This window comes from Mesorhizobium sp. M1322 (assembly GCF_040318085.1).
Classification (GTDB): domain Bacteria; phylum Pseudomonadota; class Alphaproteobacteria; order Rhizobiales; family Rhizobiaceae; genus Mesorhizobium.
This window is the reverse complement of the sequence record NZ_JAMYLP010000136.1, coordinates 1-10,357: the sequence shown is the minus strand read 5'-3', so window position 1 is coordinate 10,357 and position 10,357 is coordinate 1. Positions and strand designations below refer to the sequence as shown.

General features: G+C 58.6%; 4 protein-coding genes and 5 pseudogenes. 5 read left to right on the top strand and 4 right to left on the bottom strand.

Annotated features, from left to right (window positions below; genetic code table 11):
- The 3 genes and pseudogenes from NKH12_RS28595 to NKH12_RS28585 all read left to right on the top strand — a co-directional run.
- Positions 1-107, top strand: a pseudogene (locus NKH12_RS28595) (IS66 family transposase); the annotation flags it as partial.
- Between the two features lie 308 nt (positions 108-415).
- A complete protein-coding gene (locus NKH12_RS28590; RefSeq protein ID WP_352458677.1) occupies positions 416-604 on the top strand; it encodes a hypothetical protein in 189 nt (62 codons plus the stop codon).
- Positions 591-2,648 (top strand): annotated as a pseudogene (locus NKH12_RS28585) (recombinase family protein); the annotation flags it as partial. The gene NKH12_RS28590 and the pseudogene NKH12_RS28585, both read left to right, overlap by 14 nt.
- A 450-nt stretch (positions 2,649-3,098) precedes the next feature.
- Here the strand turns inward: NKH12_RS28585 and NKH12_RS28580 are convergent.
- The 3 genes and pseudogenes from NKH12_RS28580 to NKH12_RS28570 form a co-directional block, all read right to left on the bottom strand.
- Entirely contained in the window at positions 3,099-5,351 is a 2,253-nt protein-coding gene (locus NKH12_RS28580; protein ID WP_352956209.1) for a N,N-dimethylformamidase beta subunit family domain-containing protein, read from the bottom strand.
- A gap of 562 nt (positions 5,352-5,913) precedes the next feature.
- Positions 5,914-6,177: pseudogene (locus tag NKH12_RS28575) on the bottom strand (IS66 family transposase); the annotation flags it as partial.
- Positions 6,178-6,643: 466 nt separating this feature from the next.
- Positions 6,644-7,118, bottom strand: a pseudogene (locus NKH12_RS28570) (transposase); the annotation flags it as partial.
- Positions 7,119-7,694: 576 nt separating this feature from the next.
- Here NKH12_RS28570 and NKH12_RS28565 point away from each other — a divergent pair.
- Positions 7,695-8,432: a class I SAM-dependent DNA methyltransferase gene (locus NKH12_RS28565; protein ID WP_352956208.1), complete on the top strand. Its 738-nt coding sequence runs from the start codon at positions 7,695-7,697 to the stop codon at positions 8,430-8,432.
- 474 nt (positions 8,433-8,906) lie between these two features.
- On the opposite strand, the gene NKH12_RS28560 is transcribed toward NKH12_RS28565, so the two are convergent.
- The gene (locus NKH12_RS28560) at positions 8,907-9,275 is read right to left on the bottom strand and encodes a hypothetical protein (protein ID WP_352956207.1); all 369 of its coding nucleotides are present in this window, start codon (positions 9,273-9,275) and stop codon (positions 8,907-8,909) included.
- Between the two features lie 56 nt (positions 9,276-9,331).
- Between NKH12_RS28560 and NKH12_RS28555 the strand changes: the two are divergent.
- Positions 9,332-10,357: pseudogene (locus NKH12_RS28555) on the top strand (IS256 family transposase); the annotation flags it as partial.

Here is a 10,357-nt window from a genome sequence, read left to right as displayed (position 1 = left end):
TCGACTGCATGCTGAAGCGCTGGGACGGCTTCACGTCCTTCCTCGGCGACGGCCGGATTTGTCTCACCAACAACGCCGCCGAACGGGCGCTGCGTGGGTTTGCCATCTCGGGGTCATTCTGCCCATGTTGGGCAGGAGGTCGAGGTCTATTACCGTTGGCACCCGTATTTCGGACGTCGGCTTCGCTGCGAGAACAGCGAAGAGCGCGCCAACGGCCGGATCATTCATCTCGTCGTCGCGCCCGGGCATGTCATTACCGCTCCGGCCTGGATGATCGATCCCGTGGCTTGCGCGGCGATGGACCTAGGCCCCCCGCGTGTATCGCTTGCCGCGCTGCTTGAGCTACACAAGCTCTTGATCGAACGCCGTTTCCGGCGAGGCTCTCCGGATGGTTTCACCATCGCGGAGGCGCAACATGAGAACCCTGCCACCCCCGACACGATCTCTCGTGGTCGTTCGCCAACTCAGCTTGCCGCTCGACTCGGAGAAGCTGAACGGGCTGAGTTCAGCGCAACGGACCATAGTGATCGCCCGGCTCGCCAACGTATTGATGGCCGCCGCCGGCGTGGCAACGGAGGAGGAGAGCTGCGATGACGAGCGGTAATCTGATTCCGACTGCCATCCTCAAGCGCAAGGCTGTCGTCTATGTGCGTCAGTCCACTCAGGCGCAGGTCCAGCTCAACCTTGAGAGCCAACGTCGGCAATATGAGCTTGTCGACGTCGCGCGGCGCTGGGGATTCCGCAAAGTAGAGGTGATCGACGAGGATCTGGGACGAACCGCAAGCGGGGCTGTGGAGCGTCCCGGTTTCGAGCGCCTGGTCGACGATCTGTGCACCGGCCATGTGGGCGCCGTGCTTTGCCTGGAGGCGTCCCGCCTGTCGCGCAACGGGCCGGACTGGCATCGGCTGCTCGAGTTGTGCGGCGAAGTCGATGCACGCGTGATCGATTTGGACGGAGTCTACGATCCGGGATTGCCGAACGACCGCCTGCTGCTCGGTATGAAGGGCAGCATCAGCGAGTTCGAGCTCGGCGTGCTGCGTGCCCGCATGTACGAGGCCGCCCGCGCCAAGGCACAGCGCGGAGAACTGCGCATCTCCGTGCCCTTCGGCTATGTCTGGCACCGCGATTACGGTCTCGGGTTCGATCCCGACATGCGCCTGCAGGAGACCATTCGCCTGATATTCGCGCGCTTCCGCGAACTCGGCAGTGCGCGTCAGGTCCTGATCTCGATGATCGACGATGGCGTGCATTTCCCAAGACCCTCCGACGGCAACAAGATGGTGTCCTTCGACTGGGTTCCGATTCGCTACCGCAACGTGATCTCGATCCTGAAGAACCCATTCTACGCCGGCGCCTATGTCTATGGTAAGAGCGAGAAGCGCACTGAGATCGTCGATGGCCGCGTTCGCAAGAGCTATGGCCATTATAAGCCGGCTAGCGAGTGGGCGGTGGTGCTCAAGGACCATCACGAAGGCTACATCGGATGGAGCGAGTACGAACGGAACCAGGAACTGCTCGCGGCAAACGCTTATGGCAAAGCCGGCGGCGTCAAGTCGGGCCGCGGCGGTCGCGCGCTGCTCCCGGGTCTCATCTCCTGTGGTCGATGCGGGCGAAGACTGGTTGTCATGTATGCCGGACGCGGCCAAGGTTATCCGGTATATCGCTGCGAGCGCGGCAACCTCATGATGGCCCAGGCGCGATGCATGTCGTTCAACGGCTTTCGCACCGACGCGGCGGTGACCCGCGAAGCGCTGGAGGCGGTTGCGCCGATGGCGATCGAAGCGGCGTTGGAGGCTGAACGCATGCAGCTGGAGAGCGAAGCCAAGCGGCGGCAGATGATCGAGATGGACCTGCAGCAGGCGCGCTATGAGGCATCGCTCGCCGAGCGCCGCTATGCCGCTTGCGACCCGGAGAACCGGCTTATTGCGGCCCAGCTCGAGAGGAGTTGGGAAGCCACGCTCAGGCGCGTGGAGACCTGCGAGGCCCGGCTGAGCGAAGTCCAGCGTGTGGAGCCTGTCGACGCGGTTCCGGACTTCACGGGCCTCGCCCAGAATCTCGAGGCCACCTGGAACGCGCCGGGTGTCGACATGCGCTGTCGTCAGCAACTGCTGCGCGCGCTCATCAAGGACATCGTGGCGGATGTCGATGACGATGCGCGCGACGTGATCTTGACCATCCACTGGCACGGAGGCCAGCACTCGCAGGTACGGGTTCGCAAGCCCAAATCCGGAGAGCATGGCCAGCGTACGCCTGAGGAGGCTCTGGCGATCATGCGATCCATGGCAACCCGATGGTCGGATGCCGAAATCGCTGCCACACTCAACCGCATGGGCATGCAGACCGGTCAGGGAAAGACCTGGACCGCGCGTCGCGTCCAATCGCTGCGCACGGTGCACAAGATCAGCGGCTATCGCTCTTCCGACAAGAATGGCGAGTGGCTCACCATGTCGGACGCGGCCGCCCGGCTTGGAGTCTCGCACGTTAAAATCCGCCGGTTCATCAGGGATGGCCTCTTGCCCGCCGAGCAGGTCATGCGCGGCGCGCCCTACCAGATCCGCGCCAGCGACCTCGAAGACGAACGGATCAAGGCCGATTTGGCGCGCAATACTCCGCGTCGCATCCACGACGACAACCAAGAATCGCTGTTTTTTCGGCCCAATGCACGTCGAGCCGGCAATCGAGCCAATGGTGAGGAGCGACAGATCGACCTTCTCAGCCTTGAGGAGACGGTCGACACCTACTCGGCCGTTGGCGAACTAGAGCACGTCCTGTTTAAACCGGTTAGATCTTGTCGACGGGCCCACTGCAGGCCAAGTCGTCATGGGGACAGTCGCATGCGTTCATTCGAACGCAGCTTGCTGGCGCGCTGGGTAGGTCTCTTCCCGCGGAGATTATCACGCCGAGTTTGCTCCCGCTTTCCCTTCACGACTGCACCTTGGTCAAACGAGACGATCAACGGCGGCGGGCGTCGTGGCTGGATCCTGAAAGACGTTGTTAGAGCACCTCTTCAGAAACAGGCGATTGTTCTTGCCGCTACGTCCGGCATCCGTCGCCTTGCCCAGGCAATGCGGCGGACTAGCGCTACGAATAAAGTGCAGTCACCCTCCCATCTGCGAAACAGCTTTCCTGCATCCATCAGCGCCACTCTCAGGATTCGACAGTGTCTTCTCCCGGAGGCATCGCCGGACCACGTTTTCAAGCAATTTTGAGATGTCGTTGTTGAATTCGTTAAAAGGAAGACTTCCACAAAACAAAATGGACCCAGTAGAAAAGACGAAGTTTCCTGATGGCTTTGGAACGAAGCAAAGGTCTGCCCTGATCTGTGAGGACTGCCAAGCCTCAGTGTGGAATTCGGGCCAATAAGCCTTTTCGGGAACGCAGTAGTACTCGCCAACACACCTTTCGGATCGTGCCAAAACGACTGCGTCAACGGGCGTGCCTAAGGTCGAGTCAACGATATCGACTTCGAACCCAGCAGCTCCTCCGCCGGAAAATCCGAAATCCCCAAAGGTCTCACCACCGATCCCGTCGAATAGCCAGGCGAATCGTTGATCGAAGGAGGCGGGTTGTCGACGATAATACGAGCCAGTGAACTCACCGTAAGCCGACATACCTATGCCCACAAGCCGTTGGGGAGGTCTATCGTTCTTAAGCCAGAGACCCCCATTGCGCCCGTCGAAAGCGTGGAAATACTCTCCCGGCTCGGCCTCCCACGCCCTCGCACCTGATTCACCTCTCCTAATTTCTATTGCATCCGGATAGGCCTCGTTAGTGGCGACCCGCCAGTAGAAGCCATTACCCCCGAGGTAGCCGAAGCTGCCCCCAAGAACTATGAAACTCTCTATAGCGTCGAGAGTTCGAGCTGTATGATATTCCGGATGCGTTACAGTGAGCACCAAGGCGTAATCTTCAAGTGCCTTACTGCCTTCTGCTTCAAGGTCGTGATCCGTTATAATGTCGACTGGGATATTTTTTGCAGCGCACCATGCGATGAGATGCATATCAGCGGGAAAGTGCCGCAATCCTGATCCCCGATCGTCGACATAGGCGACGTAGCCCGGACGCATGTTCAGCAGTGGGCGCAGTATCGAGCTAAACATAATACCGCTGCCATCGGCGTGGAAATCGTATAGCGATCGTCCAAACTGTGGGCACTCGGCTGGGTGATGCGGATAGGCACGCCAAGCGTCCCGCCTTTCTACGTAAGCGGAGTTGAAATTTGAGCGAGGATGATTTGCGTAAGCAACGTACGTGAGCGTCGAGAAAAGAACTGCCACGCTCGCCTTCGCAGCGAGTTTAGCGGGCCGTACAAAAAAAGGTATGATATCCTCGGCGGACTCGCATTTCAATCTAATCCCATACACTCCGCTTTGCAGATCGACAGGTATCTCAAAACTAAAATCTGTATCCCACTTACAATCATACAGGTCCCCTTCGTGAAAATGAATGGCCGCGTATTCATCCGGGGCGTGACGCCAACACATTTCTGCACCTGACCACAGCGAGCCTCGGACGGCTCGTGTCGGCAGATTATGCAAGGTACCGTCGAGCCGCGACGGACCTTTATCGCGAATGTTGGAGGTTGAAATGTCTATGCCGAAATCCCAACAAGCGAGAGTTTCCGCTTTCGACAGGGGAGTGTTGGCAAGCCGTTCTGGAAGGTGAGCGCCACGAAACAGCATAGGGCCTTCCAGCCGCCCGTTAAGAAAAGATGAGAAAGCTGAGATATTACCAGGCACCGGCGCGGCAGCTAGGAGTAGACTTTCGAATTGAGATCGTTTGCCAGTCCGTTCTACCTTGACTTCAAAGCACTTCGATCCCACTTCGACACAGTACACCACGGCACGCAACTCATCTTTTGCAATCGAAAGTCTTAGCTCATACCAACGGCCTATTTCCAACGCGAATGGTGCACTACTCGATTGATTGAAAGCTTCGAGCTTCAGCCCCGCCTTTTGAATTGTTATGGAGATCGCGCCCCCCGATATGTCAATGAAGGAGAACAGCGCCTGCGGGGAATCACGCAGGAGACGTGGTTGGAATCTAATTGAAAACGTGGCATCCTCGACAGTCTCCGTGCTACCAAGGGCAATGATGCCATAGGATCCTGGGTACGACGACTTCTTAACGGACGGATACATGCCTTCGAAGTTTGCCGGGACCCGGCGGATATCTGTACCGGGCCCATTCGGATTGGGATCAGCTGAGAAGATACGAACCAGATCAGCAGCGTAGTGTCCTAAACAACCGCTAGATACCTTTACCTCGATAATCTCTCCAGCCCGGACCGAAAGGCGGTTGGTATAGCCAATCAAAAAGGGTTGTTTTTCGAGCGCCGAATTTAGTTCCACTGATTGTCTCCGAACCTGAAAAGTCGCCTGAAGGACCTAGCAGGCGTTTCCACACAAACTAAATTAGTTACAAAACGTAGCGGACAACCGAGAGCTGTCGCGACATAAATGCGGTCGATAACGCAGAAAATCTGCATTTTTCGACTCCAAACGGTTGCGGCGTGTTACGTTGGGGAGTTGTTCGCGCCTTGCTTTGCGAAATGGACTGCCTATTCCAGTGATGACGTGAAGCCGGACGAGTATTCCAATTGCATTCCGGACAGCGCTCCGATTGAAGCCGACTTTGACTCCCAAGAGTCGGTTTGACTTTGAGGCGGCGATCGAGGTCAAGCTGGTGACGGTCGTCGATCGCTTCTTGTATGGATCCTCAACGAATTTCGGGCCCTGCTCGTCGGTGAGGTTCTCCGGACCCCAATCGTCCAGGATGCGAGAGCGGTCCTTGCCAAGGCTTCGAGGACCTTGGCATACCGGCCGGCTCCGCCCGCTAGCGCCTCGTGATGAGCAAGCTGGAGCAGTCAGCCTTGATCGCCTCACCGGACGCGTGCGCGGCACTCCTCGACGCGAGCACAGGCGCAGTGGTCTCGTCCGCGAAGAGCTTGTCTGAAGACTTTCAGCCGCTCGAACAGCCGCTCATGCACAGGGCGAAGCAGGAAAGCTGCCTTGCCCACCCAGCCGGCGAGTGTCGAACGGTCGACATTGACGCCCTGGCGGCCGTAGATCTGGGCCTGACGATATAGGGAAGGTGGTCGGCATACTTCGACACCAGAACATGAGCCACCGTGGCCTCTGTAGGAATGTCGCCTTCGACGAGACGTGCCGGTGCTGGCACGCCGGTATGGACTTTTCCCGCAGCAATTGTTCACCTGGCGTCGGGCTGCTCGCCAGCCGATGCGGGAGGCAGAGTTATCGAAAATCCATGTTCGTGCCGGCGGTGGTGACGGCGGCGTCTCCGAAGCCTGAGGCGAAGCATCCGGCACAGCCAAGGAAGCGGGAGCCGGCTGCAGCCTTTGCAAGGCTGATCATTTGACCGTCAGATGATGCGGGGTCGTAGTCCGGCAAGCCCAAGCGTTCGCGCATTTCCCGTACGCGAACGGTCGTCCAGGTCTCGCCGTCGCCGGTCTTACACCGCATCCGATTGAGCGACACGGCGAGTTCTCGATCGGGCCAATGACCAGCGAGTTTGCGAAGTGCGTCAAAGGCGGTAGGTGCCATATCCCCTGGGTATCGGCCCCTCTTTACGCGAGCAACACGAACCTCCGTGTGCCGGCCGCCGGTCCAGTGGATGAGTGGAACCGCCTCATTGGAATTCTTATCGAGATCGCAAACAATCTCTCGGACAACGATGTGAACCAGTCGCTGCTTGGTGCGTGTGTCCGTGGACGGTGCATTCGAAACCCGCGGCAGATCATGCGCAAGTAGCAGAAGCGAGGCCGGCGCCCCAGCCATGACCCGACCAGCGCGGTCTTGTGGGTGGCATAATCATCCATGATGATGTGGACATCGAGACCGGGCGGCATGTTGGCGTCGATCTGCTTGAGGAAGTCCAGAAACTCGGTTGCCCTTGTGCCGCTTGTAGCATTTGCCAATCACAAAGCCGGACGCCACATCGAGCGCCGCGAACAGCGAGGTGGTGCCGTGTCGGACATAGCTATGGGGCCAGCGCTCAGGTATGCCCGGCATCATCGGCAGGACCGGTTGCTCCCGATCGAGTGATTGGATCTGGCTCTTCTCGTCGACGCGCCTCATGCTCGCTGTCTTTGGACCTGATCGGCGCATCACCATACCGGCCCGCGGCACGTCGCGGCCGCACCTCAAGGCCTGACACAAGACACACCGATCACGTGTTCACTCGGCCAGTGTCGTGGCGATGGCGGCATGCAGCAGTAATCCAGCCTGTCCCCGCATCCAACGCCTGTGAGCAACTCGCCGACAAATTGAATCAGCTCAGGTCCCCAAAGCATAGATTTTCAAGATATCCAATTCGCTCGTCGATTGTCGGAAGCGGCACAAAATGTGCCGTTGCAAACAAACGGATCGACGCGAACGGCGAACGTCTTGACTAAAATCGCTTTCAAGTTGGCATAGTCCTTGCACTCTAAGCTTGCACTCTAAGCTTGCACTCTAAGCTTGCACTCTAAGCTTGCACTGTAAGCTTGCACTGTAAATTTCGAGGTTCGCCCAAGAATGGTGCCGCTCAATGTTCGTACTGATGATCTCGCTTGGGGGCCTGACCAACACGTCATCCGCCGAACCAGTTGCTGACGACCGAACGGGTCGAAGAGGATCTACACTGGCGGGGTTGCTCATCGTTTTGATAGGAACAATCACAGAAAGGACGAAGAAATGTTATCTGGTGAGTTTAGCTATGACGAATTTGCTCCGGTTTATGAGAAATATACCGGCATGATAGGTAGAATAGCCGAGGCCGACGAAACTGCCGCCTTTCTGGAGCGATTTTGCGGCGGAAGGAGTGCTCTTGAACTTGGTATTGGCAACGGGCGCGTGGCGGTACCGTTGAGCGAGCGCGGCGTGAAGGTCGAGGGGATCGACAATTCGGACAACATGTTGAAACTTCTCGCCAAGCGTTCGGATCTGATCAAAGCCTGGAAGGGAAACATTGCCGCTTTCAGCTCAGAGCAACACTACCATCTGCTCTATTGTGTTTATAACACGTTCATGGTGCTCGCTACGCGAGAAGAGCAAATCGCTTGCCTCCGATCTGCCGCAGAGGCGCTAGATGCGGAGGGGATTGTTGTGATAGAAGTGCGCGTTCCAGACTTCGATGGTTTTGTCAGGGGTCAGAGAACTACTACTGTGTTTGTTGATCACGAGAATACATTCCTAAATGCGGAAATACACGAGCCACTAAACCAGAACCTGCTTCAAACCTTCCTCTGGTTTTCTGGTACATCGGTCAGACGTATTCCAGAACGCCTTCGTTACGTTTATCATCAGGAGCTCGATACCATGGCCGAATGCGTAGGGCTGGAGCTAGTGGAGCGTTGGGAAGATTGGAAGAGAGGTGCGTTCACCAATGAGTCCAAACGTCATATCTCAGTTTACCGCCGAACCAGACTGTAGTCCGTGACCTTATGGGGTTGTCTTCTGCGACGGCTTGGTGAGGTCAATCATTGGTGCTGTCACATTGATTGAGCGGTAAGGAAAGTGAGGTTGGCAGCGCGCCCATGGCCGTGACTGCCCGACCTACGAGAATCACCGCTATTTACTCTGTAGAGGAAATGCTGCTGAACCCGGAAGGCTTTGTCGTAGAGCGCCGCTGCGCCTTCTCCGTCTGGCTTCTGCGGATACGTTGGGGATCCTCACCGTCAAGATCAACGGGACGAGCGTCAATCCCGACGATGGCGAGATGGAACCTTCAACGGGCGGTCGCCGCCCTGGTCGTCACACGCCAAAACCCTCTTCGACTACTCACCCACGGCTGGATTGAGGGCGCCCGCTCACGAAGGCAGCTGTGGCAAATCGAACTCTCACATGACCAGATCAACACGCTGCGGGCATGGGACCGCTCACACTAAGCGATCAAGGAAGAAGGGATCACGAAAACTTCGCTGATTCCTTCGTCGCAACGCTCTGCTCGATAGGCTGCTTCACACGCCTCGTCATCGGTTGCGCCAACACACCGATCTCGTGCCGGAGCATGTTCGCTCCAAAGCCCCTCATCAATCCGCGCTTCTTGAGCCTTGCATCGGTCGTCGGCGCCGACCAGACGGTGCGAAGGTCTGCCGCAACCAGCCGGTTTTCGGGATCGGCGGCGTCATGTTGCCCGAAAGCCCGGTCGGCGGAGTAGCGGGCAGCTTCCAGATCGCGGCTGAGGGCGCAGGTGGTGTAGCTCGGCGGTACGAAGCCGCTCGCGAGCGCGCCGTTAGTAGCGCTGTAGCGAGTGAGCGGCGTGTCGGTGGTCATCGGCGCTTTCCGGTAGGGTTTGGTTGTTGACGCCAACCCATTTGGAAGGACCACCGATGACCGACGACATGCGGGAGATGATCGGCTTTGCCGCCGAGCGGCTGATGGAATGGAGGTGGGCGCGGCCACTGGCGCCGCCTATGGCGAGAAGAACCCGCTGCGGCTGGCGCAGCGCAATGGCTACCGCGACCGGAACTGGGAGACGCGGGCCGGCACGGTCGAGCTGCGCATCCCGAAGCTCAGGAAGGGAAACTACTTTCCGGGTTTCCTCGAACCGCGCCGCATGGCCGAGAAGGCGCTGACCGCCGTTATCCAGGACGCTTATGTACAAGGCATCTCGACCCGGTCGGTTGACGACCTGGTCAATGCCATGGGGATGAGCGGCATCTCCAAGAGCCAGGTCTCGCGGCTGTGCGAGGAGATCGATGGCAAGGGCAAGGCCTTCCTCGAGCGGCCGATCGAGGGCGATTGGCCATACCTGTGGATCGACGCCACTTACCTGAAGGTGCGCCGCGGTGGCCGAATCGTCTCGGTCGCCGTTATCATCGCCGTCGGCGTCAACGCGGACGGCCGGCGCGAGGTACTGGGCATGGAGATTGGCACCTCGGAGGCCGAGCCGATCTGGACGGAGTTCCTGCGCAAGCTGACACGTCGCGGCCTGCGCGGCGTCAAGCTCGTCGTCTCCGATGCGCACGAAGGCCTCAAGGCCGCCGTGACCAAGGTGCTGTGCGCGACATGGCAGCGCTGCCGCGTCCACTTCATGAGGAACGTGCTGGCCCATGCCGGCAAGAGCGGCCGCAGGGTCGTCTCAGCCTTCATCGCCACCGCGTTTGCCCAAGAGACCTCGGAAGCCGCCAGCCCCCAATGGCGCGCCGTCGCCGACCAGATCCGGCCGAAGGTGCCGAAGCTGGCGACAATCATGGACGACGCCGAGCCCGACGCTGGCCTACATGACCTTCCCCAAGCAACATCGCGCCAAGCTCCACTCGACGGATGACATCGACAAGCCTGATTTCGACTTTTTCGATTCCTGTTGCGTTTCTTTGTTCGGCTCAGGTGAGCCTGTTTCTTCGTCCCGGCCC

Excerpts from the sequence above, each read along its gene's own strand:
- NKH12_RS28590 (WP_352458677.1), top strand. The coding sequence starts at position 416 with ATGAGAACCCTGCCACCCCCGACACGATCTCTCGTGGTCGTTCGCCAA.
- NKH12_RS28565 (WP_352956208.1), top strand. The coding sequence starts at position 7,695 with ATGTTATCTGGTGAGTTTAGCTATGACGAATTTGCTCCGGTTTATGAG.
- NKH12_RS28560 (WP_352956207.1), bottom strand. The coding sequence starts at position 9,275 with ATGACCACCGACACGCCGCTCACTCGCTACAGCGCTACTAACGGCGCG.